Raw genomic sequence first — 21,830 nt, 5'->3', positions numbered from 1 at the left:
TGCGGGCCCTAGCGTACACTCGGCAAATCCGCACCCCTCGAGGTTGATCGCCCAGTGTTTCTTCGTCTTTTAGCCCTGCCCTATTGCCTGCTTGTCTGCTTGCTGACCCTGCTGCCCATGTCTTCGGCCCAGGCCGCCGGCATCACCAGCCTGCTCGGCAGTTCAGATAAAACCCAGGCGCAACCGACCGAGCCGCTGGGCCAGTCGCTGGACGAGGTGATCAAAAATCTCGAAAACGACCAGCAGCGCAGCAAGTTGCTGACTGACCTGAAAAAACTGCGCGACGCCACAAAAAAAGCCCAGCCCGAAGCTGAAATCGGCGTTCTGGGCCTGATCGGCAGCACCCTTTCCGACCTTGAAAAACAGTTCTCGGGCGCAGACAGCCCCACCTCTCGCTGGTCCAGGGAAATTGGCCTGGCCAAGGACGAACTGGTGGCCTTGATGCTGCCGGCAAGTCAGTGGCTGCCGATCATTTTTGCCTTCGCCTTGATCATCATGGTCTGGAGCCTGCTGGCAGCCCTGCTGATCTGGGTCAGCCACCGCGTACGCCTGCGTTTTGGCCTGAGCGAAGAACTGCCGCAACATCCCAAGGCTGTGGACATGCTGCGCTTTGCCCTGCGCAAACTGGGGCCGTGGCTGGTGGCGCTGGTGATCACGGTTTACGGCAGTTACGCCCTGCCGTCTTCGCTGGGTAAAGACCTGGCCATGGTGCTGGCCTACGCACTGGTGATCGGCACCTGCTTCTCGGCCATTTGCGTCATCGCCTTCTCGCTGCTGGACGGACCGCACCGCCATCGCGCCTTGCATATTCTGCGGCATCAGGCCTTTCGCCCGCTGTGGTGGATCGGCAGCTTCGCGGCCTTTGGCGAAGCCCTGAGCGACCCGCGACTGGTGGCCACCCTCGGCGTGCACCTGGCCCACACGGCCGCCACCTTTGCCAATGTGATGGCGGCACTGTCCACCGGTTTGTTCATCATCCGTTTCCGCCGGCCCATTGCCCACTTGATCCGCAATCAGCCATTGTCCCGGCGCCTGACCCGGCGCGCCTTGAGCGACAGCATCGAGATACTCGGTACTTACTGGTATATCGCGGCGCTGATCCTGGTGGGCATTTCTCTGTTCGCGACCTTTCTGTCAGCAGGCGATACCAGTACCGCACTGCGCCAGTCACTGATCTGCACGGTGCTGGTGGTGTTGTGCATGGTCATCAACGGGCTGGTACGACGGCATTCGCAAAGGCCCCAGCGCGGGCACAAACGCCACGCACTGTATTCCGAGCGCCTGAAAAGCTTCATCTACACCCTGGCGCATCTGGTGGTGTGGCTGGTCTTCATCGAGCTGGGACTGCGGGTGTGGGGTTTGTCACTGATCAGCTTTACCGAAGGTGAAGGACATGAGATCAGCGTCAAACTGTTCGGCCTTGCCGGCACGTTACTGTTTGCCTGGCTGATCTGGATTCTCTCCGACACCGCGATCCACCATGCCCTGACCCGCTCACGCAAAGGCCTGGCCAATGCGCGTGCGCAAACCATGATGCCGCTGATCCGCAACGTTCTGTTTGCGACAATTGCCATCATTGCCCTGATCGTCGCCCTGGCCAACATGGGCATGAACGTCACCCCCCTGCTGGCTGGTGCGGGTGTGATCGGTCTGGCCATTGGTTTCGGTGCACAGTCACTGGTAGCCGACCTGATTACCGGTCTGTTCATCATCATCGAGGACTCGCTGGCCATCGACGATTACGTGGATGTCGGCGGGCATCTGGGTACGGTTGAAGGCCTGACGATCCGTACCGTGCGCCTGCGGGACATCGACGGCATCGTGCACACCATTCCGTTCAGCGAAATCAAAAGCATCAAGAACTACTCCCGTGAATTCGGCTACGCGATCTTCCGTGTGGCGATCCCCTACAACATGGAAATCGACGATGCGATCAAGCTGATGCGCGAGGTCGGTCAAAAGATGCGCACCGATCCGCTGCAGCGCCGCAACATCTGGTCGCCGCTTGAGATTCAGGGGGTTGAAAGTTTTGAATCGGGCAGCGCGATTTTGCGCGCCCGCTTCAAGACTGCGCCGATCAAGCAATGGGAAGTGTCGCGGGCGTTCAACCTGTCACTCAAACGCCATCTGGACGAAGCCGGACTGGACCTGGCCACACCGCGCCTGAGCGTACAGGTGGTGACGGCCGGCAGCGGCATATTGCAGAAGGATTGATCCATACACCAACCCGGTAACCGGTCGACGCTCGCTTGTAGACCCTGTAGGAGCTGGCTTGCCAGCGATGGAATCCAGCGAATGCCATCGCGAGACAAGCTCGCTCCTACAAAGTGCGGGGTGTCGCTTGTAGCTCCTGTGGGAGCTGGCTTGCCAGCGATGAAATCCAGCGGATGCCATCGCGAGGCAAGCTCGCTCCTGCAGAGTGCGGGGCGTCGCTTGCAGATCCTGTGGGAGCTGGCTTGCCAGCGATGGGATTCAGCGAATGCCATCGCGAGACAAGCTCGCTCCTGCAGAGTGCGGGGTGTCGCTTGTAGCTCCTGTGGGAGCTGGCTTGCCAGCGATGGGATCCAGCGAATGCCATCGCGAGGCACGCTCGCTCCTGCAGAGTGCGGGGTGTCGCTTGTAGCTCCTGTGGGAGCTGGCTTGCCAGGGATGGGATTCAGCGAATGCCATCGCGAGACAAGCTCGCTCCTGCAGAGTGCGGGGTGTCGCTTGTAGCTCCTGTGGGAGCTGGCTTGCCAGCGATGGAATCCAGCGAATGCCATCGCAAGGCAAGCTCGCTCCTGCAGAGTGCAGGGTGTCACTTGCAGATCCGGTGAGAGCTGGCTTGCCAGCGATGGGATTCAGCGGTTGCCATCGCGAGACAAGCTCGCTCCTACAGAGTGCGGGGCGTCGCTTGCAGATCCTGTGGGAGCTGGCTTGCCAGCGATGGGATTCAGCGAATGCCATCGCAAGGCAAGCTCATTCGGGGTTCAACGTTCGGCGACGTCCACCCCGATATGAATTGCATCATGTCGCCAGTACTCCAGATCGCAGTCGATCAGACGCTCGTGCTGGTCGTAATTGATCCGGGCAATTCTCAGGCCCGGACTGCCCGCAGATACTTTGAGCGTGGCCGCAGCTTCCAGCGGCAATGCGGTGGGCACTATCTCAAATCGCACCCGACCGTAATGCAAGTCGTAATGCCGGGCATACAGCTCGGTGATCGACTGCGTGAGGTCATACGCCAGGATCTGCGGGAAGTATTGCGGATTCAGGTAGTGCTCTACATACAGCACCAGGCGACCATCAATCCGCCGCCCCCGACATATGCGGATCACGCTGGACAGCGCCGGCAGTTGCAGGCGCTCACACACCGCAGCAGAAGCCGGCTGCAAACGCGCCGAAATCACCTCGGTGGTCGGCACCCTGCCCTGGGCACTGACCATGGCGTGAAAGTGACTGCGCTGCATAAGGTTGTAGGCCAGGCGCGGCGGCGACACAAACCAGCCGCGCCGTTCCTCACGATAGACCAGGCCCTGGGATTCGAGCTGTAACAACGCCTCGCGCACGGTGACCCGGGTGGTGGCAAACAACTCACTGAGTTTGCGCTCCGCCGGCAGCTGGCTGCCACACGCCAGCAGGCCGTGTTCAATTTGCTCTTGCAGCGCGCGGCCGATCGCTGTCACCGCTTTGGGTGCACCCTCTCGCATCAATGTTACCTATCTGGACTAGTCCAGCACCAAATGTGGGCAGGCTTGGCCTGCGAAACCATCAACTCTTGAAGCTAGCAGCCTAGGCAGTGCAGATGACTGTTGGATGACACTCACCTTCAGTTTATCCGCCAAGGCCATACCATCCGGGGCTTTAGCCATGGTCTACGCTAAGCCGGTGCCTCAGGAAGGGCCATTAAATCGAGTTGCACAATCAATGCCGACATCAAAGTGTCATGACTGCCCCTTAACTTGGCTCAGGTATTGCTGACCTAGACCAACCCACCGCAAAAGAGCAATAAAACCCAGCGTTGAAAACGCCCAAGGAGCTTCGGATGAAACAGTTTTTCCTGGCATCACTGTTAGGCACCAGCATCGCCCTATGCACTTCGGCCATGGCTGGCGATGTGGACTTGAAAACCCTCGAAGCCGCTGCCAGGGCCGAAGGGGCAGTCAACAGTGTCGGCATGCCCGATGACTGGGCCAACTGGAAAGGCACTTGGGCTGACCTGAACAAGCTGTATGGCCTCAAGCATATCGACACCGACATGAGTTCGGCCCAGGAAGTGGCCAAGTTCGATGCTGAAAAAGACAATGCCAGCGCCGATATCGGTGACGTCGGCGCTGCCTTCGGCCCCATTGCCGTGGCCAAGGGCGTGACCCAGCCGTACAAGCCGACTACCTGGGAGCAGATCCCCGAGTGGGCCAAGGACAAGGACGGCAACTGGGCCCTGGCGTATACCGGCACCATCGCGTTCATCATCAACAAAAAACTGCTGCATGGCTCCGAAGCCCCCACCAAGTGGTCCGACCTGAAGACCGGCAAATACAAAGTCTCCATCGGTGACGTCAGCACCGCAGCCCAGGCGGCAAACGGTGTACTGGCTGCAGCCCTGGCCAGCGGCGGGGATGAAAAAAACATTCAGCCTGCCTTGCTGATGTTTGCCGACATTGCCAAGCAAGGTCGCCTGTCGCTGGCCAACCCGACCATCGCCACCATGGAAAAAGGCGAAGTGGAAGTGGGCGTGGTCTGGGACTTCAACGGTCTGAGCTACCGCGACAAGATGGTCAAGCCGGATGACTACATTGTGCTGATCCCTTCTGATGGCTCGGTGATTTCCGGCTACACCACCATCATCAACAAGTACGCCAAGCATCCGAATGCCGCCAAGCTGACCCGGGAATTCATTTTCAGCGATGCCGGCCAGACCAATCTGGCGCGGGGCAATGCACGGCCGATTCGCGCCGAGCACCTGAAGCTGCCGGCTGAGGTCCAGGCCAAGTTGCTGCCTAACGAGCAGTACAAAACCGTGACCCCGATCAAAGACCCCGCCGCATGGGAAAAAACCTCCAAGGCGCTGCCACAGCAGTGGCAGGAAGAAGTCATTATCAATATGCAGTAACCCTGCAGCTTTGATCTGTGCAGGAGCGAGCTTGCTCACGAGCTCTTTCAACGCAACAACGTAAAGCTCGCGAGCAAGCTCGCTCCTACAGGTTTTGTGGAGTCGTCGTACATGAAACACAACGTCATCCTGGTTGTACTCGACGGCCTGAACTATGAGGTCGCCCGCCTGGCCATGGGGCATTTACAGGCCTATGTCGGGGCAGGACGCGCCGCCCTTTATAAACTCACCTGCGAACTTCCTGCTCTGTCGCGGCCGCTCTATGAGTGCATCCTCACCGGGGTGCCACCCATTGCAAGCGGTATCGTGCACAACAATGTGTCGCGCCTGTCCAGTCAACGCAGCGTGTTCCATTACGCCCGTGAAGGTGGACTGACCACCGCAGCGGCGGCCTATCACTGGGTCAGTGAACTGTATAACCGCTCGCCCTTCGTGATCGCGCGCGACCGTCATACCCGGGGCGCCGATTTGCCGATCCAGCACGGGCATTTCTACTGGAGCGACCATTACCCCGACTCTCACCTGTTCGCCGACGCTGAAAGCCTGCGTCTTGAGTGTTCACCGAATTTTCTGCTGGTCCACCCCATGAATATCGATGACGCCGGGCACAAGCACGGTCTCGACACCCCGCAATACCGCAACAGTGCCCGCTCGGCCGACATCATTCTGGCCGACTACCTGCAAGGCTGGCTTGAGGCCGGCTATCAGGTACTGGTCACCGCCGACCATGGCATGAACAACGACCGCTCGCACAACGGCATCTTGCCCGAAGAGCGGGAGGTACCGCTGTTCGTGCTCGGCGAGGCGTTCAGCCTGAACCCGGATGTCACGCCCGGGCAGACAGAGCTGTGCGGCACCATCTGCGAACTGCTGGGGGTTACCCATGACAAACCGGTCTGCCGCGACTTGCTGAGGCCCACAGCATGAGCCGGGGTAAATGGCTGGCGCTGTTGTGCTTGGTACCCTTCGCAGTATTTTTTTTCGTATTTCAAATCGCTCCGCTGCTGTGGGTACTGATTCACAGCGTGCAATCGCAGGACAGCGGCTGGGGCCTGGCCAACTTCAACAAAATTTTCAACTCGAAGTTCTACTTGCAAGCCATCCAGCACAGTCTGGAAATCAGTTTCTGGTCCAGCCTGTTCGGCATCGTGATCGCCGTTCTGGGCAGTTACTCGCTGCGCAAGGTGGACTCGCGGCTGCGCAACTTCGTCAACGCATTCGCCAACATGACCAGCAACTTTTCAGGGGTGCCGCTGGCTTTCGCATTCATCATTTTGCTGGGCTTCAACGGCAGCATAACGATCATGCTCAAACAGGCGGGGATCATCGAGGATTTCAACCTCTATTCCAAAACCGGCCTGATCATTCTGTACACCTATTTCCAGATCCCCCTCGGCGTATTGCTGCTGTATCCGGCGTTTGATGCCCTGCGCGAAGACTGGCGCGAATCGGCTTCATTGCTGGGCGCCAGCAGCTGGCAATTCTGGCGGCATATCGGCCTGCCGGTACTGACTCCGGCCCTGCTCGGCACCTTTGTCATTCTGCTGGCCAACGCCCTTGGCGCCTATGCCACGGTCTACGCCCTGACCACCGGCAACTTCAACGTATTGCCAATCCGGATTGCGGCAATGGTCTCGGGCGACATCAGCCTTGATCCCAACATGGCCAGCGCCCTGGCGGTGATTCTGGTGGGGTTGATGACTCTGGTAACCCTGGTGCATCAGTGGCTGTTAAAGAGGAGCTACCATGTCGCGCGCTGAATCCGCCCCGGCCAGCCTTTACCACCGCAGCGTGGTGTATGTGCTGCTGCTCATTCTGATCCTGCCGCTGGCCGGCACCCTGATTTACTCCATCGCCAGCAGTTGGTCGGCGACCGTATTGCCCAGCGGTTTCACCTTCAAGTGGTACAACCAGCTATGGGGCGATCCGCGTTTTCTGGCGGCCTTCGGCCAGTCACTGCTGGTCTGCGTGGCAGCGCTGGTGCTGTCGGTGATCCTGATTTTGCCGTTGCTGTTTGTGGTGCATTACCACTTCCCCAAACTCGACGCGCTGATGAACATCCTGATCCTGCTGCCCTTCGCCGTACCACCGGTGGTGTCATCGGTGGGCCTGCTGCAACTCTATGGCTCGGGCCCGCTAGCCATGGTCGGTACGCCGTGGATTCTGATTGGCTGCTACTTCACCGTGGCGCTGCCGTTCATGTACCGGGCAATCACCAACAACCTGCAGGCGATTAATCTGCGCGACCTGATGGATGCCGCCCAACTGCTCGGCGCCAGCACCTGGCAGGCCGCCTTCCTGGTGGTTCTGCCCAACTTGCGTAAAGGCCTGATGGTGGCCCTGCTGCTGTCGTTCTCGTTCCTGTTCGGCGAGTTTGTGTTTGCCAATATTCTGGTGGGCACCCGCTACGAAACCCTGCAGGTGTTCCTGAACAACATGCGTAACAGCAGTGGTCACTTCACCAGTGCGCTGGTGATCTCCTACTTCCTCTTTGTACTGGTGCTGACCTGGGTTGCCACCTTCCTGAACAAGGACAAAAGCCAATGAGCTTCGTCAGCGTTGAACACCTGCAGAAATCCTATTCCGGCACCCCGGTCTTCAGCGATATCAATTGCAGCATCGCCAAAGGCGAGTTCGTCACCCTGCTCGGCCCCTCGGGCTGCGGCAAGTCCACGCTGCTGCGCTGCATCGCCGGGCTTACCCCGGTGGACGGCGGCCGGATCCTCCTCGATGGCGAGGACATTGTGCCGCTGAGCCCGCAAAAGCGCGGGATCGGCATGGTGTTCCAGAGTTATGCCCTGTTCCCCAACATGACCGTCGAGCAAAACGTGGCGTTTGGCTTGCGCATGCAAAAAGTCAAACCCGATGACAGCCACAAACGCGTGGCCGAGGTGTTGCAACTGGTGGAGCTCAATGACTTCGCCAAGCGCTATCCCCATCAGCTGTCAGGCGGCCAGTGCCAGCGTGTGGCCCTGGCCCGCTCGCTGGTCACCCGCCCTCGCCTGTTGCTGCTGGATGAGCCGCTGTCGGCGCTGGACGCACGTATTCGCAAGCACCTGCGTGAACAGATCCGCAACATTCAGCGCGAACTGGGGCTGACCACCATTTTCGTCACCCACGACCAGGAAGAAGCGCTGGTCATGAGTGACCGCATCTTTTTGATGAACCAGGGGCGCATTGTGCAGAGCGGCAATGCGCAAACCCTGTACGCCGCGCCGGTGGATGTATTCGCCGCCGGGTTTATCGGCAACTACAACCTGCTGGACGCCGACACTGCCAGCCGCCTGCTGCAGCGTCCGGTCAACAGCCGCATCGCCATACGCCCGGAAACCCTGGGCCTGAGCCTGCAAGGCGAGGCAGACACCCTTATCCGCAACCACAGCCTGTTGGGCAATGTGATTCGCTATCGCGTAGAGGTCCGTGGCGTGGAATTGATCGTTGACGTGCTCAACCGCTCTCCCGCAGATCTGTATCCGGATGGTCAGCGCGTGGCATTGTCCATCGATAGCAGCACCCTTTGTGAGGTAGCCTGATGCCTTTAAACACTTTGAAGAGAGAGTTGCGCTGATGGCCCTGGCAATTTTTGATCTGGACGAAACCCTGATTCACGGCGACTGCGCCACCTTGTGGAGCGAGCAGATGGGCCGCCTGGGCTGGGTCGATCCGCAGTCGTTCATGCAGCGCAACAACCAACTGATGGAGGCCTATGGCCAGGGCAAACTGGCGATGGAGGACTTCATGGACTTTAGCCTGGAGCCGTTGATAGGTCGCACTCCCGAAGAAGTCGCGCACTTGGTCGGGCCCTGGGTTGAGGACTACATCGAGCCGATCATCTTCAGCGACGCAACTAAAACCATTGCTGCTCATCGCAAGGCCGGTGACCGGATTCTGGTGATCTCGGCCTCAGGCACACACCTGGTCAAACCCATTGCCGAGCGGCTGGGAATCGATGAAGTGCTCGGGATCGAGCTTGAAGTAAAGGGTGGCATCTATACGGGCAAAACCCTGGGCACCCTGACTTACCGCGAAGGCAAGATCACCCGCTTGCTTGAATGGCTGGACGCCGAAGAAGAAAACCTCGAAGGCGCGAGCTTCTACTCCGATTCACGCAACGACTTGCCGCTGTTGCTCAAGGTCGATCACCCGCACGCGGTCAACCCCGACCCGGTGCTACGAGCACATGCAGAAGAGGCCGGGTGGCCGGTCCATCACTGGAAATAACCTTCCCTCCTGCCGGAGCGAGCGTGCCCACGAGCTCTTCGTGGGCGTTTTGAGCAGCTCGCTCCTGCAGAGAAGAAAAGGCGGTTTAGATCAGACTCGGGTCAATGACCACCACCAGTTTGCCCGATACCTGATTGCTGGCCAATTCGGCATACGCCTGCTGGGCCTCTTCCATCGGGTAAGCCCTGGCCAATTGCGGGCTTAGACGACCTTCGCTAAACAATGGCCATACCTGCTGGTTCAGATCGCTGAGCAAGTCAGCCTTGAACTGATCGTCTCGAGTGCGCAGGGTCGAACCCAGCAACTGGATACGTTTGCCCAGCACCAGGGCCAGATCCAGCTCGGCCTTGCGACCGCCCATCAAACCGATCAGCACCCAGCGTCCGTCCAGGGCCAGCAGTTTGAGGTTGGATTCGGCGTAGTTGGCACCCACCGGGTCCAGTACCACATCGAACGGCCCAAAGGCTTTCAACCCCTCAAGCCCATCGGCCCGAAGCACACCGCCCTGGGCTCCCAGCGCCTCGCAGTAGGCCAGTCGCTCAGCGGAACCGACGCTCACCCAGCACGGGCTGCCAAACGCCTTGCACAGCTGAATGGCCGCTGAACCAACACCACTCGCACCGGCGTGCAATAACACTTTCTCTCCCGGCTTGAGACCCGCCAGTTGAAACAGGTTCAGCCACGCAGTGCTGTACACCTCAGGCAATGCTGCCGCCTGCGCCAGTGACAATCCTTCAGGCACCGGCAGGGCGTGACGGGCATCCACGACCACTTCCTGGGCCATGCCGCCGCCGGCCAACAGGGCACAAACCCGGTCACCGACTTGCCACGAAGAACCGGGGCCAACTTCACTGACCACCCCCGAACACTCAAGGCCCAGAAACTGACTGGCGCCAGGCGGCGGCGGATACATCCCCGCGCTTTGCAGCAAGTCGGCCCGATTGAGGCCCGCTGCCGCCACGCGAATCCGAATTTGCCCTACATCACAGGTGGGGCTTGGCTCTTCAACCCACTTCACTTGACCTTCAACGCCTTGCAATGCTTTCACAGTGCCTCCATAGTGAGTCTGGACTGAGCCCGGCGCTGTTGCACCGGGCTTCTTGCATTATGCGGCCGGTCCTTAACGGAACCGGCGACTTCAAAGACGGCCTAATATGCGTTATCAATTGCCCCCGCGTCGAATCAGCATGAAGCATTTATTCCCTAGCACCGCACTTGCCCTATTCATTGGCCTGGGCGTATTGCCGTTTTCGGCCAATACGTTCGCCGCTAACAGTTGGGATAACCTTCAGCCCGATCGTGATGAGGTAATTGCCAGTCTTAACGTCGTTGAGCTGCTCAAACGCCATCATTACAGCAAGCCGCCTCTGGATGATGCGCGTTCCGCGATCATCTATGACAGCTATCTGAAGCTGCTCGACCCTTCACGCAGTTACTTCCTGGCCAGCGATATTACCGAGTTCGACAAATGGAAATTCCAGTTTGACGACTTCCTCAAAAGCGGCGACCTGAACCCCGGCTTCATCATCTACAAGCGCTACCTGGATCGTGTTAAATCGCGTCTGGACTTCGCACTTGCCGAGCTGAACAAGGGTGTTGATTCGTTCGACTTCAACGCCAAGGAAACCTTGCAGATCGACCGCAAGGACGCTCCATGGCTCAAGACCGAAGCCGAGCTCGATGACCTGTGGCGCAAACGCATCAAGGACGAAGTCCTGCGCCTGAAGATCGCCGGCAAAGAGCCTGCGAAAATTCAGGAACTGCTGACCAAGCGCTACAAGAACCAGCTGTCGCGCCTGGATCAGACCCGCAGTGAAGACATCTTCCAGGCCTACATCAACACCTTCGCCATGTCTTACGATCCGCACACCAACTATCTGTCACCGGATAACGCGGAAAACTTCGACATCAACATGAGCCTGTCGCTGGAAGGCATTGGCGCCGTGTTGCAGAGCGATAACGACCAGGTGAAAATCGTGCGTCTGGTGCCCGCGGGCCCTGCCGACAAAACCAAGCAGGTGGCTCCGGCCGACAAGATCATCGGTGTCGCCCAAGGCGATAAAGAGATGGTCGACGTCATTGGCTGGCGCCTGGACGAAGTGGTCAAACTGATTCGTGGCCCTAAAGGCTCCGTGGTCCGCCTGGAAGTGATTCCGGCGAGCAACGCGCCAAATGACCAGACCAGCAAGATTGTGTCCATTACCCGCGAAGCGGTGAAACTTGAAGAGCAGGCGGCGAAAAAGTCGATCCTGAACCTCAAGCAGGATGGCAAGAACTACAAGCTGGGGGTCATTGAAATTCCAGCCTTCTACCTGGACTTCAAAGCCTTCCGTGCGGGCGACCCGAACTACAAGAGCACCACCCGCGACGTTAAAAAACTGCTGACCGAGTTGCAGAAAGAAAAAGTCGATGGCGTGATCATCGACCTGCGCAACAACGGCGGTGGTTCGCTGCAGGAAGCTACCGAGCTGACCAGCCTGTTTATCGACAAAGGGCCAACGGTGCTGGTGCGTAATGCCGACGGCAAGGTGGACGTCCTTGAAGACGAAAATCCGGGCGCCTTCTACAAAGGCCCGATGGCGTTGCTGGTCAATCGCCTGTCGGCTTCGGCCTCGGAGATTTTCGCCGGTGCCATGCAGGACTACCATCGTGCGCTGATTATCGGCGGTCAAACGTTCGGCAAAGGGACGGTGCAAACCATCCAGCCGCTGAACCATGGCGAGCTGAAACTGACCCTGGCCAAGTTCTACCGGGTTTCCGGCCAGAGCACCCAGCATCAGGGGGTACTGCCTGACGTGGCCTTCCCGTCGATAATCGACACCAAGGAAATTGGCGAAAGCGCTCTGCCTGAAGCGATGCCGTGGGACACCATTCGTCCTGCCATCAAGCCGGCTGTTGACCCGTTCAAACCTTACATTGATCAGCTCAAAGCCGAGCACGATGCACGGGTGGCCAAAGATGCCGAGTTCATCTTCATTCGCGACAAGCTGGCTCTGGCCGATAAATTGATGGCCGAGAAAACCGTCAGCCTGAACGAAGCCGAACGTCGTGCCCAGCACGCCGATATCGATGCCAAGCAGCTGGTGATGGAGAACGCCCGTCGCAAGGCCAAAGGCGAAGCGCCACTCAAGGAAATGAAGAAAGAAGACGAAGATGCATTGCCGGTTGAACCTGAAAAGACCAAACCGGAAGACGACGCCTACCTGAGTGAGACCGGGCGGATTCTGCTGGACTACCTCAAGCTCAGCTCGCAGGTAGCCAAGAAATAAAACCCGCCACACAGCTGCAGGAGCGCGCTCCTGCAGAGCGGGCACAAAGATGTAAAAAGGGCGGACCGCATAACACGGCCCGCCCTTTTTATTGGCAAAAATATACCCTAAGGCTGGTAGTGCCTGGCCAGTTGCGGATCAGGCAACAAACCAGGCCCACCCCACTGATACAACTCAGCCAGTTTAAGGGTGGCCAGTGGATGCCCGGCCTTGGCCGCCATCGCCCACCAGCGCGCCGCTTCTGATGCATCCGGGCGGTTAGCGGTGGTACCCGCCAGGCTGAACACCCCTAGCTGGTACGCCGCCTTGGCATCACCGCCCTGAGCCGCCAGGCGCAACAAGCGCACGCCCTCCTCTCGAGCCCCCAGCCCCTGGCCGCGAAAAGCCAGGATATGGCCATAGAAGCTTTGAGCCCCGGTATCCCCCAGGTTGGACATCCGTGCAAACTGCCCCTCCATCCAGCCCCAGATGCGCGGCTGACGCACACACCAGGACTGGTGGAACAACTTGCGGGCAACCCCGTAGCCCAGACGTGCCTTGAGCCGACCTAGCACTCAGGCCTCCTCATGTTCGTAAGTGTATTCAAACACTCGAACCACTTCAGACGCGTGCCACGACGCGGCAGCAACACCATCCGGCGGCCCGGCAAAGCGACCCAGGCGCTCCACGCACTCAAAAAAACCGGTGCGGGGCAAACGACTGGCACCCTGGCTGATCACCAGTGAACTGCGTAACGGCTGATCAGCCTTGGCATCCATTGCCGCCAGATGTTCAAGGGCGGCAGTCAGCGTCAACATCGCCGGGCTCGGTAACTGCAAACGCTCCAGCAATGCACGGTAAGTCAGCAAGTGGCGTTGTTGACGTGCTTTATCAAGCTCAGCCAGTAACCCATCCCAGTGTTGACGACTGATGCGTACATTCATGATGTTTCCCTCCAGCCCGGAACACCCATCTCCCAGGCCAAGCTGCGACGAATGGCGAGATCAGGCAGACGCTCACCGGTTTCAATCATTACCAGATAGGAAGGGCTAATGCCTACAGTGCGGGCCAGGACTTCAAGGGCCAAGCCCTTGCTTTCGCGAAGACCACGCAGCTGATCGAGCCCGGGCAACACCTGATCGGGTTCAGGTGGCTGTGATTCGGTCTCAGGTGTTTGTAGTGCCGTAGGGGGGGCCGCCTGATCATCGAGACCTGCGGCTTTGAGTAGCGCCTGATAGCTTGCCCATGGCAGGACTGCGTATTCAGGTTCGCCATTAAGCTTGATTACTTGGACATCCATTTACCAAACCCCGTCAGACTTCTTTGTAAATCGAGTCGGAACTTTCCTTAGAAGCTTAATCCTAACAGCCGCCAAGGTCTCTGGGGTTTTTGATCTGGAGGAGCGAATTCATGCAAGACAGGCGCAAACCTGGGGATAGCCGGCAAATGTTATCCACACAAATTGTGGATAACCTTGTGAACAGAGCTGATTTTCACGGCTGAAAGCCACGTTCTATAAGGGCTGCGCTCAGATCGGGCATTTTTTACACACATAAAAAATCCCATAAATTCATTGACTTGGCGGTCAGCAACCACTAGCCAGCAAGCATCTGGGACATTTTGTCGCTGTCTGATCAGGCCGGCATGGATCGCCAATGGCACTGCAGAAACGACAACGCCCCGTCGAGACGGGGCGTTGTGCGGGCAAAAGCAGATTACTGGGCTGCGTTTTGCTCAGGCTTTGCAGGGTCTTTGATACCCAGCAGTTCCAGATCGAATACCAGCACCGAGTTGGCCGGGATCGCCGGGCTCGGGCTTTGCGCGCCGTAAGCCAGCTCGCTAGGAATGTACAGCTTGTACTTCTCGCCAACATGCATCAGTTGCAGACCTTCAACCCAACCCGGAATCACGCCACTCACTGGCAGATCAATCGGGCTGCCACGCTCAACCGAGCTGTCGAAAACCTTGCCGTCGATCAGCTTGCCTTCGTAGTGAACAGTCACTACGTCGGTAGCTTTAGGCTGTGGGCCGTCGGCTTTTTTGATCACTTCGTATTGCAGGCCCGAAGCGGTAGTTACAACACCGGCTTTCTTGCCATTTTCTTCCAGGAATTTTTTGCCTGCAGTAGAGGCTTCTTCACTCATTTTGGTCAGACGTTCTTCCGCACGTTTTTGCAGGGCTGCAAACGCTTCGATCAGTTCGTCATCTTTAAGCTTTTGATCTTTCTTGCCGACGGCGTCTTCGATACCCAGGGCTACTGCCTTGGAATCCAGATCGTCCATGCCTTCTTGAGCCAGGCTTTTGCCCATGTTCAGGCCGATGCCGTAAGAGGCTTTTTGCGCCGGGGTTTTCAGCTCTACGCTGGTCTGCGAATCACAACCCGCCAGTACCAGGCTTACCAGGGCCACAGCTGCCGCCAACCTATGCTGTTTCATGCTTTTTCCTTGTTCATGCGCCAAATGGGCAATCGAGTAAAGCCGCGAGCTTATCAGGCGGCCGCGACCAATGGCTACCGGCATGAGAGGGCCTAATCGTGGATAAGTTCACGGCCTGAGCTCTGTCCGGGCACAATTCATATTTCCCGTATCTTTTACTTACATATCAGAGAAGCTGTAAACCTCGCTCATATCATAGGCATGAGATTACATGGCTGCTTGCTGCCAGACAGCAGCTCAGGCATAAGACTGTGAAAAATTTTACAAGGAGCGTTACTGTGCGTTTGTTTTACCGTGTTCTGCTAGTGCTGTTCGTGGCACTGGCGCTGTGTCTGGGCCTGGTGCTTTACTTCATCGCCAACCCGAAACTACCTGCCTACCAAGCCCCGCAGCAGTTGCACTTCCTCGATCAATGGAGCCCGGCTGACCGGCAAGCCTATTACTACACGCCCCAGGGCACGCAAGTTAAAGGCCTGCATTACGACTGGTTCAGCGCCCTTGAACTGCCCTTTTCCAAACAATCGTTCGCCGCGCCCGAATATCTGGCCCGCTTCGGATTTTTGATCGATCCCCAACAGCAAGCCAGTGCCGCCAATCCCGGCAACTTGCCAGTGGGTTTCACCCGCCATCAAAACCCGGGCAGCAAGGTGCAATATCTGGATATCACCTGCGCCGCCTGCCATACCGGTGAACTGCGCTTCAAAGGCCAGGCCCTGCGCATCGATGGTGCCCCCGCACAACACGTATTGCCCTCCAGCGTTCCGACCCTACGTGGCGGCAGCTTCGGCCAGGCGCTGGTCGCCAGCCTCGCAGCCACCTACTACAACCCATGGAAATTCGAGCGCTTCGCCCGCAAGGTTCTGGGCGATCAGTACCCAGCGCAGCACCAACAACTGCGCAAAGACTTCAAGGTGTCGCTGGATAACTTCCTGGCCGTGGCCTGGAATGACACCCATCGCGGACTCTATCCAACCCTGGAGGGGCCGGGCCGTACCGATGCCTTCGGCCGGATTGCCAATGCCAGCTTCGGCGATGCGATTTCACCCGACAACTACCGGGTGGCCAACGCCCCAGTGGACTACCCGCACCTGTGGGACATGTGGACGTTCGACTGGGTACAGTGGAACGGCTCGGCCAAGCAACCGATGGCACGTAATATCGGCGAAGCGCTGGGGGTCGGCGCGACCCTGAACTTCTTTGATGACCACGGCCAACCCCTGCAGGGCGATGCGCGTTATCCATCGAGTGTGCGGGTTCAAGACTTGCACCTGATCGAACAAACCCTGCAAAGGCTCAAGCCCCCGGTCTGGCCCGAAGAACTGTTCGGCGCCATTGATCGCCCCCTGGCGGCCAAAGGGCGTGCGCTGTTCACTGAAAATTGCGCCGGCTGCCATGTGCCTGCCGTAGTTGAAGAGAACGGCCGGCTGGTCAAGCAACTGAAAATGCTGCCTGTAGAAGTGATAGGTACCGACCCCAATACCGCCAACAACATCGCCGACAATCGTTACGACCTGCGCGCCCTGCAATGGGACCCGGCCGAGCTGGCCAGCATGAATGTGGACCTGTATCCCAAGAGCGATGCGCCGCTGGACCTGGGCAAACTGTCGGTGGCCAAAGGCCTGGCCTATGTCACCGCCTTTGTTGAAAAACATGCCTACCAAGAGGCCGGCATCGGCCCGCAGGAACAGGACCGTCTGAATGGCTTTGGCCTGCCGATCGGGGTGATGGAACTGCGCGCCTACAAGGCACGGCCGCTGGACGGGATCTGGGCCACGGCGCCGTTCCTGCACAATGGCTCGGTGCCTACGGTGTATCAGTTGCTTTCGCCACAGTCAGAGCGCGCCGAAACCTTCTATCGCGGCAGTTTCGAGTACGACCCCCGCCACCTGGGCTATCGCACGGAAGCCTTTGACGGCGGATTTGTGCTCGATACCCGCATCAGTGGCAACCACAACAGCGGTCACGAGTTCCGCGCCGGCCCCCGTGGTAACGGGGTGATCGGCCGCCTGCTGCAACCCCAGGAGCGCTGGGCATTGCTGGAGTACCTGAAAGTACTCGGTGGCCCGCTCGAACAACAGTTACCCAACGAATGAAGGGCCTTCAACGCCCCCAGGATTTTGCTAAAAGGATATCTGCATGTTGACCGCACTCTGGCTTCGCCTCGGCTCCTGGCTGGGCAAGCTGCTGCTGATTGTAATAACCCTGGGACTGCTCGGCTGGGCATTGGCCACCGGCTGGTTTGCCTGGCAGCACCGTGGCCCGGTGGCGGCCCAGGAGCAGATCCCGGCTGGTGAAGCGGCGATGACTCAGGACACCATCCGCACGGCGATCAAGATCGTCGACCAGCACCGCGAGAACACCCGGTATTTGCGTGATGCCCACGCCAAGGCCCATGGCTGCGTCAAGGCGCAAGTACAGGTACTGGATGACCTGGAGCCGGCATTGCGCCAAGGGGTATTTGCCACCCCGGGTCATACCTGGCAAGCCGTAATGCGTCTGTCCAACGGCAACGCTTACCCGCAATTCGACAGCATCCGCGATGCGCGGGGCATGGCGATCAAGTTGCAGGACGTTCCGGGGGCTCAGTTATTACCCGGCCAGCAGGGTCGGGCCGAACAAGACTTTGTGATGTTTAACCATGCCAATTTCTTCGTCAGCGACGTCGCCGAGTATCGTCAGAACATAGCTGCCCAGGCCGATGGTCAGAAGGCTATGGCATTCTTCCCTTCATGGGACCCGCGCAGCTGGCAAGTCCGTCACTTGTTTATCGCGCTGGCCACCCTGGCGCCTGCCCCGGCCAGCCCGACGCAAACAACCTACTTTTCGGTTTCGCCTTACAAGTTCGGCAGCGCCAATGCCAAATACCGCGTGGCACCTGATCCTGACAGCTGCCCGGCCTACACCCTGGCGGAGCAAAATCAGAAGCTGCCCAACTTCCTGCGCAATGCCTTGAGCCAGCAGTTGTCCACAGACCGGGTGCCGGCGTGTTTCGTGCTGCAAATCCAGCGCCAGAATGCCAACCGCTTCATGCCGATCGAAGACACCAGCATTGAATGGAAAGAGTCAGACGCACCTTTCGAAACGGTGGCCAGGATCAAGGTGCCTGCCCAGGACTTCGACACGCCAGCGCAGAATCTGGCCTGTGACAACCTGTCCTTCAGCCCCTGGCATGGCATTGAAGAACATCGGCCGATTGGCGGCATCAACCGCCTGCGCAAGGCGGTCTATGACGCCGTGAGCCAGTACCGGCACACGCGCAACGCAGAGCAATAAAATCGGGGGGGCCTGTAGCCGCTGCCAGGGCAGCGGCTACAGCCAGTCTTAGTGCACCGGCAGTTCAACGCCTTCAAACAGGTCTTCCAGTTCCTGTTTGTTGTGGCACTGGATGGCTTTGGCCATCACTTCGCGGGTCAGGTGCGGCGCGAATTTTTCAATAAAGTCGCACATGAAACCGCGCAGGAACGTACCACGGCGGAAGCCGATTTTGGTGATGCTGGACTCAAACAGTTCGCTGGCATCCAGTACCACCAGATCCTTGTCGAGATTGGCATCCACGGCCATTTTGGCCACGATGCCTACACCCAGGCCCAGACGCACGTAGGTTTTGATCACGTCAGCATCCGCGGCGGTAAACACCACTTTCGGAGTCAAACCGCGATGGCTGAATGCTTCGTCGAGTTTGGAACGACCGGTGAAGCCAAATACGTAGGTCACGATCGGGTATTCAGCCAGGGCTTCGAGTGTCAGCTTTGGCAACTTGGCCAGCGGGTGACCCTGAGGCACCACTACGCAGCGGTTCCAGCGATAGCAAGGCATCATCACCAGATCGCCGAACAGTTCCAGGGCCTCAGTGGCAATTGCAAAGTCGACGGTACCGTCGGCGGCCATCTCGGCAATTTGCATTGGCGAACCCTGATGCATATGCAGGGCAACATCCGGGTACTGCTTGATGAAATTGCTGATCACCGGCGGCAATGCATAGCGCGCCTGAGTGTGGGTTGTGGCAATCGACAGGGTGCCTTTTTTCTCGTTGGAAAATTCCTGGGCAATTTGCTTGATGCTTTCGACCTTGCGCAAAATCTCGCCGGCGGTGGTGATGATGCGTTCACCAGCAGGCGTCACGCGGGTCAGGTGCTTACCGCTGCGGGCAAACACCTCCACGCCCAACTCGTCTTCAAGCAAGCGGATCTGTTTGCTGATACCCGGCTGTGAGGTGTAAAGGCTCTGCGCGGTGGCCGAAACGTTGAGGTCGTGGTGCGCCACTTCCCAGATGTAGCGCAATTGTTGAAGCTTCATATGCATCCCTCAAAGCAAATAGGCGCCAGGGTATCGGCGGCGATATATAACTATATGGAAGGTAAGAACAATAAATCTAGAACTTTTTTATCAATTTTCTGCTCTACACCTTCACCCGTCTGTGGGACGGCGACGCTGCAACAGCGGTACCAGATACACCGGCATCTGCGCCAACTCGACAACCCGGGCAGCTGTGCGCCCTAGATGGGTAATGTCCCCCGATGGCTGGCCATGACTGCCGAGAATCAGCAGATCCACTGCAAGCATTTGCGACTGTTCCAGAATGACCTGCGAAGGCTCCCCCTGAATCACCTTGACCGAGCGAATCAAGGCCAGTTCCTGCTGCCTCTCGGCCAATTCGTCACGCAGGCTATCAACTATCCGGTGTTCAATATTGCCAAGCATGGTGCTGATACCCTGCTGGTGCAGTGCGTTCAGAGCCTGTTCATCGAGATAGCTTTGCAATACCGACTCGGCAAACAGCCCCATGGGCTCAACCACATGCACCACATACAAATCGGCATTGAAGCTGTGGGCCAGCCCCAATGCATGCTGCATTACAACCGGAGCGTAAATTCCGAGGTCCGTGGCATACAGTATCGAGCGAATCATGCGACCTCCCCGACTGCCTGAATGGGCCGAGATGGAGTCAGCTTAGCAGCGCCCGGACAAGTACGATGAGCCACACGATGACTTACACCTTGCCCCTACTCAGGGGCCAGGTCCCTGGACTCATTGCTTATGCCGTGGGGTACATGGCCGGTGGCGACAACTTGACGCGCCCTTTCACAATGACCCGCCTGATCATCAAAAAACACATCGGCAGCAAAGGCCTCGAGAAACGCGGATTTATCCAGACCACCGAGAAACAGGGATTCGTCCAGACGAATGTCCCAATCGCGCAATGTACGGATCACCCGCTCGTGGGCGGGCGCCGAGCGCGCAGTCACCAGCGCGGTACGGATCGGGCAGGTATCGTCAGGGAACTCGCGCTGCAACAGGTTCAAGGCCTCCAGGAAGCCCTTGAACGGTCCGCCACGCAACGGGCTGCGAGCCGCTTCACGCTCCAGGGATTGAAACGCCTCAAGGCCCCCGGACTGGAAAACCCGCTCGGATTCATCGGAAAACAAAACCGCATCACCGTCGAAGGCGATACGCAATTCGTTGCTCTCGGCACGTCGCGCGCCTCCGGAAAGGATCGTTGCCGCCGCAAAGCCGGCGTCCAGCGCGCTGCGCACATCCTGGGCATGGGTCGACAGAAACAGGTCACAACCAAACGCACTGAGATACGCATGGGGGTTGCGGCCACCGGAAAATGCCGCCCGGGAGATACCCAGGCCATAGTGCTGGATAGAATTGAATACCCGCAGCCCGGTGTCTGCACTGTTGCGCGACACCAGTACCACCTCGACCCGCTCATGGCCGAGGCTGGCGTTGAAACTGAGGAGTTTTTTGACCAGCGCGAATGCATCGCCCGGCTCCAGCACCTCATCTTCATGCTCGATCTGATACTGACGGTAAGCCTCGATGCCTTGCGCCAGATACACCTGGTGGCTAACGCTCAGATCGAACAGCGCCCTGGAAGATATGGCCAGCACCAGCTTGCCCTTTAAGCCTTTGCTCATGTCGCCTCCACAGGTTCAGTCCGGCTTGAAACACCGATTCAAGGTAGCTCGTCAGGCTCAAGCAGCAAAGCCAGGCGAATGTGGTGCGCCAGCTCACCCTCGCTCAAACGCGATTTCAATTCACCATAAAACGCCCCGTCACACACAACGAACAGGCTCGGCAGATGAAAAATCCCGTACCGCTGGACCAGACCGCCATTGTCACCTGCGTCAATCCAGCACAGTCGATCGATGGGTAACTGCATCTCGGGCAACATTTTGCGCGCCGTGCGACACGCCGAGCATCCGGCGCCGGTAAACACCACCAGCGAGGTCCCGGGCAGCGCCAGTAGACGCTGATCCGCATCAAAGTCAGTCAGTTCCATTTCAATCACTATACTCACGAAAACAATATCAAAGTGCTGGCACTGGGAGTGTGCATACATGGGTCGTTTCTTACCTCACCCGGATGATGTTCCTGTTGAGATAACACCCCGCGAACAACCTTCTCTTTCACGCCAGAAGCTGCACTCTATCAGCCTCGGCGGCGTGTCATGCAATAGCGACAGAGGCTGGCGCCGGGGCACGGCCGTAGACATGTGCATGCCTACCCTCGGTGAAACCGCACGCTACCCGGGCTATATAGCCTGGTGCGAGAAACAGCCTGCAGGTTATCGGGTCGGCGTCGTTTTTACCGATGAGCAGACACTGTTTGGTGCGCGCATGGGCGAACAGGTGTGCCAGATCGAGCACTATTACCGCCTCCAGCATCCACAGAGCCTGCCCCTTGAAAATATCGAGACCCTGGCCCTGGAGTGGGTCAGCCGGCACGCCGTGGAGTTCTCCCAAGCCACACTCGATCGCGCGCTTGCCCGCACAGCACAGGATTAAAGCTGCGGATGCCCATTGTCGAATAAGCGGATAACGCGTTAAG

General features: G+C 58.4%; 21 protein-coding genes. 11 read left to right on the top strand and 10 right to left on the bottom strand.

Translation table 11 applies throughout. From position 1 onward, the window contains the following. Window positions 1-54 precede the first annotated feature (54 nt). Window positions 55-2,214, top strand: a complete 2,160-nt coding sequence (locus FEZ21_RS10745; protein WP_003446876.1) for a mechanosensitive ion channel family protein — start codon at window positions 55-57, stop codon at window positions 2,212-2,214. 755 nt (window positions 2,215-2,969) lie between these two features. Here FEZ21_RS10745 and FEZ21_RS10740 read toward each other — a convergent pair. After that, window positions 2,970-3,689, bottom strand: coding sequence for a UTRA domain-containing protein (locus tag FEZ21_RS10740; protein WP_003446875.1), 720 nt, complete (start codon window positions 3,687-3,689; stop codon window positions 2,970-2,972). A 335-nt stretch (window positions 3,690-4,024) separates the two neighbouring features. Between FEZ21_RS10740 and FEZ21_RS10735 the strand changes: the two genes are divergently transcribed. The 6 genes from FEZ21_RS10735 (at window position 4,025) to FEZ21_RS10710 (ending at window position 9,313) form a co-directional block, all read left to right on the top strand. Beyond that, window positions 4,025-5,092 (top strand): ABC transporter substrate-binding protein, encoded by a 1,068-nt coding sequence (locus FEZ21_RS10735; protein ID WP_160627086.1) that lies wholly within the window; start codon window positions 4,025-4,027, stop codon window positions 5,090-5,092. Between the two features lie 111 nt (window positions 5,093-5,203). Beyond that, window positions 5,204-6,019: an alkaline phosphatase family protein gene (locus FEZ21_RS10730; protein ID WP_010656988.1), complete on the top strand. Its 816-nt coding sequence runs from the start codon at window positions 5,204-5,206 to the stop codon at window positions 6,017-6,019. After that, complete coding sequence (locus tag FEZ21_RS10725) at window positions 6,016-6,852, top strand: ABC transporter permease subunit (RefSeq protein ID WP_003446872.1); 837 nt, start codon at window positions 6,016-6,018, stop codon at window positions 6,850-6,852. The genes FEZ21_RS10730 and FEZ21_RS10725 overlap by 4 nt, the downstream gene beginning before the upstream one ends. Beyond that, window positions 6,839-7,639: an ABC transporter permease gene (locus FEZ21_RS10720; protein WP_003446863.1), complete on the top strand. Its 801-nt coding sequence runs from the start codon at window positions 6,839-6,841 to the stop codon at window positions 7,637-7,639. Before FEZ21_RS10725 ends, FEZ21_RS10720 begins: the two co-directional genes overlap by 14 nt. After that, on the top strand, window positions 7,636-8,625 hold the full coding sequence (locus FEZ21_RS10715; protein ID WP_003446861.1) for an ABC transporter ATP-binding protein: 990 nt from the start codon (window positions 7,636-7,638) through the stop codon (window positions 8,623-8,625). The genes FEZ21_RS10720 and FEZ21_RS10715 overlap by 4 nt, the downstream gene beginning before the upstream one ends. A gap of 34 nt (window positions 8,626-8,659) precedes the next feature. After that, entirely contained in the window at window positions 8,660-9,313 is a 654-nt protein-coding gene (locus tag FEZ21_RS10710; protein WP_003446860.1) for an HAD family phosphatase, read from the top strand. Window positions 9,314-9,398: 85 nt separating this feature from the next. Here the strand turns inward: FEZ21_RS10710 and FEZ21_RS10705 are convergent, their stop codons facing one another. Then, on the bottom strand, window positions 9,399-10,361 hold the full coding sequence (locus FEZ21_RS10705) for an NAD(P)H-quinone oxidoreductase (protein WP_003446858.1): 963 nt from the start codon (window positions 10,359-10,361) through the stop codon (window positions 9,399-9,401). A gap of 139 nt (window positions 10,362-10,500) precedes the next feature. Here FEZ21_RS10705 and FEZ21_RS10700 point away from each other — a divergent pair, with 139 nt between their 5' ends. Next, window positions 10,501-12,582 carry a carboxy terminal-processing peptidase gene (locus tag FEZ21_RS10700; RefSeq protein WP_177412934.1) on the top strand — a complete coding sequence of 694 codons (2,082 nt, stop codon included), beginning with the start codon at window positions 10,501-10,503 and terminating at the stop codon, window positions 12,580-12,582. Between the two features lie 107 nt (window positions 12,583-12,689). Here FEZ21_RS10700 and FEZ21_RS10695 read toward each other — a convergent pair whose 3' ends face one another. The 4 genes from FEZ21_RS10695 to FEZ21_RS10680 all read right to left on the bottom strand — a co-directional run bounded on the left by FEZ21_RS10695 (window position 12,690) and on the right by FEZ21_RS10680 (window position 14,996). Further along, window positions 12,690-13,136, bottom strand: coding sequence for an SEL1-like repeat protein (locus FEZ21_RS10695; RefSeq protein WP_160627084.1), 447 nt, complete (start codon window positions 13,134-13,136; stop codon window positions 12,690-12,692). Further along, entirely contained in the window at window positions 13,137-13,505 is a 369-nt protein-coding gene (locus FEZ21_RS10690; protein WP_003446852.1) for a hypothetical protein, read from the bottom strand. Continuing rightward, complete coding sequence (locus tag FEZ21_RS10685) at window positions 13,502-13,861, bottom strand: helix-turn-helix transcriptional regulator (RefSeq protein WP_003446850.1); 360 nt, start codon at window positions 13,859-13,861, stop codon at window positions 13,502-13,504. The genes FEZ21_RS10690 and FEZ21_RS10685 overlap by 4 nt, the downstream gene beginning before the upstream one ends. Window positions 13,862-14,276: 415 nt before the next feature. Continuing rightward, on the bottom strand, window positions 14,277-14,996 hold the full coding sequence (locus FEZ21_RS10680; RefSeq protein WP_010656991.1) for an FKBP-type peptidyl-prolyl cis-trans isomerase: 720 nt from the start codon (window positions 14,994-14,996) through the stop codon (window positions 14,277-14,279). 278 nt (window positions 14,997-15,274) lie between these two features. On the opposite strand from FEZ21_RS10680, the gene FEZ21_RS10675 reads away from it, so the two are divergent. Further along, window positions 15,275-17,089: a di-heme-cytochrome C peroxidase gene (locus tag FEZ21_RS10675; RefSeq protein WP_127195888.1), complete on the top strand. Its 1,815-nt coding sequence runs from the start codon at window positions 15,275-15,277 to the stop codon at window positions 17,087-17,089. 43 nt (window positions 17,090-17,132) lie between these two features. Beyond that, window positions 17,133-18,269, top strand: a complete 1,137-nt coding sequence (locus FEZ21_RS10670) for a catalase family protein (protein ID WP_003446846.1) — start codon at window positions 17,133-17,135, stop codon at window positions 18,267-18,269. 48 nt (window positions 18,270-18,317) lie between these two features. Here FEZ21_RS10670 and cysB read toward each other — a convergent pair whose 3' ends face one another. The 4 genes from cysB to FEZ21_RS10650 form a co-directional block, all read right to left on the bottom strand. Then, entirely contained in the window at window positions 18,318-19,292 is a 975-nt protein-coding gene (cysB, locus tag FEZ21_RS10665) for an HTH-type transcriptional regulator CysB (protein ID WP_003446844.1), read from the bottom strand. Between the two features lie 111 nt (window positions 19,293-19,403). Continuing rightward, the gene (locus FEZ21_RS10660; RefSeq protein ID WP_003446842.1) at window positions 19,404-19,904 is read right to left on the bottom strand and encodes a universal stress protein; all 501 of its coding nucleotides are present in this window, start codon (window positions 19,902-19,904) and stop codon (window positions 19,404-19,406) included. Between the two features lie 95 nt (window positions 19,905-19,999). Further along, window positions 20,000-20,917, bottom strand: a complete 918-nt coding sequence (locus FEZ21_RS10655; protein ID WP_003446840.1) for a 5'-nucleotidase — start codon at window positions 20,915-20,917, stop codon at window positions 20,000-20,002. Window positions 20,918-20,955: 38 nt separating this feature from the next. Continuing rightward, window positions 20,956-21,342, bottom strand: coding sequence for a co-chaperone YbbN (locus FEZ21_RS10650; protein ID WP_003446838.1), 387 nt, complete (start codon window positions 21,340-21,342; stop codon window positions 20,956-20,958). On the opposite strand from FEZ21_RS10650, the gene FEZ21_RS10645 reads away from it, so the two are divergent. Beyond that, a complete protein-coding gene (locus FEZ21_RS10645; protein ID WP_029612824.1) occupies window positions 21,341-21,787 on the top strand; it encodes a PilZ domain-containing protein in 447 nt (148 codons plus the stop codon). The genes FEZ21_RS10650 and FEZ21_RS10645 overlap by 2 nt on opposite strands. Window positions 21,788-21,830: the final 43 nt, after the last annotated feature.

The organism is Pseudomonas sp. 9.1(2019), from assembly GCF_009910445.1.
In the GTDB taxonomy this organism is placed as follows: domain Bacteria; phylum Pseudomonadota; class Gammaproteobacteria; order Pseudomonadales; family Pseudomonadaceae; genus Aquipseudomonas; species Aquipseudomonas paraversuta.
This window is presented reverse-complemented; position numbering and strand designations above follow the sequence as displayed.

Bases quoted from the DNA above. Each gene is read 5' to 3' on its own strand.
- FEZ21_RS10740 (WP_003446875.1), bottom strand. From the start codon at position 3,689: ATGCGAGAGGGTGCACCCAAAGCGGTGACAGCGATCGGCCGCGCGCTG.
- FEZ21_RS10735 (WP_160627086.1), top strand. From the start codon at position 4,025: ATGAAACAGTTTTTCCTGGCATCACTGTTAGGCACCAGCATCGCCCTA.
- FEZ21_RS10730 (WP_010656988.1), top strand. From the start codon at position 5,204: ATGAAACACAACGTCATCCTGGTTGTACTCGACGGCCTGAACTATGAG.
- FEZ21_RS10725 (WP_003446872.1), top strand. From the start codon at position 6,016: ATGAGCCGGGGTAAATGGCTGGCGCTGTTGTGCTTGGTACCCTTCGCA.
- FEZ21_RS10720 (WP_003446863.1), top strand. From the start codon at position 6,839: ATGTCGCGCGCTGAATCCGCCCCGGCCAGCCTTTACCACCGCAGCGTG.
- FEZ21_RS10715 (WP_003446861.1), top strand. From the start codon at position 7,636: ATGAGCTTCGTCAGCGTTGAACACCTGCAGAAATCCTATTCCGGCACC.
- FEZ21_RS10710 (WP_003446860.1), top strand. From the start codon at position 8,660: ATGGCCCTGGCAATTTTTGATCTGGACGAAACCCTGATTCACGGCGAC.
- FEZ21_RS10700 (WP_177412934.1), top strand. From the start codon at position 10,501: ATGAAGCATTTATTCCCTAGCACCGCACTTGCCCTATTCATTGGCCTG.
- FEZ21_RS10690 (WP_003446852.1), bottom strand. From the start codon at position 13,505: ATGAATGTACGCATCAGTCGTCAACACTGGGATGGGTTACTGGCTGAG.
- FEZ21_RS10685 (WP_003446850.1), bottom strand. From the start codon at position 13,861: ATGGATGTCCAAGTAATCAAGCTTAATGGCGAACCTGAATACGCAGTC.
- FEZ21_RS10680 (WP_010656991.1), bottom strand. From the start codon at position 14,996: ATGAAACAGCATAGGTTGGCGGCAGCTGTGGCCCTGGTAAGCCTGGTA.
- FEZ21_RS10670 (WP_003446846.1), top strand. From the start codon at position 17,133: ATGTTGACCGCACTCTGGCTTCGCCTCGGCTCCTGGCTGGGCAAGCTG.
- cysB (WP_003446844.1), bottom strand. From the start codon at position 19,292: ATGAAGCTTCAACAATTGCGCTACATCTGGGAAGTGGCGCACCACGAC.
- FEZ21_RS10660 (WP_003446842.1), bottom strand. From the start codon at position 19,904: ATGATTCGCTCGATACTGTATGCCACGGACCTCGGAATTTACGCTCCG.
- FEZ21_RS10655 (WP_003446840.1), bottom strand. From the start codon at position 20,917: ATGAGCAAAGGCTTAAAGGGCAAGCTGGTGCTGGCCATATCTTCCAGG.
- FEZ21_RS10645 (WP_029612824.1), top strand. From the start codon at position 21,341: ATGGGTCGTTTCTTACCTCACCCGGATGATGTTCCTGTTGAGATAACA.
- FEZ21_RS10650 (WP_003446838.1), bottom strand. From the start codon at position 21,342: ATGTATGCACACTCCCAGTGCCAGCACTTTGATATTGTTTTCGTGAGT.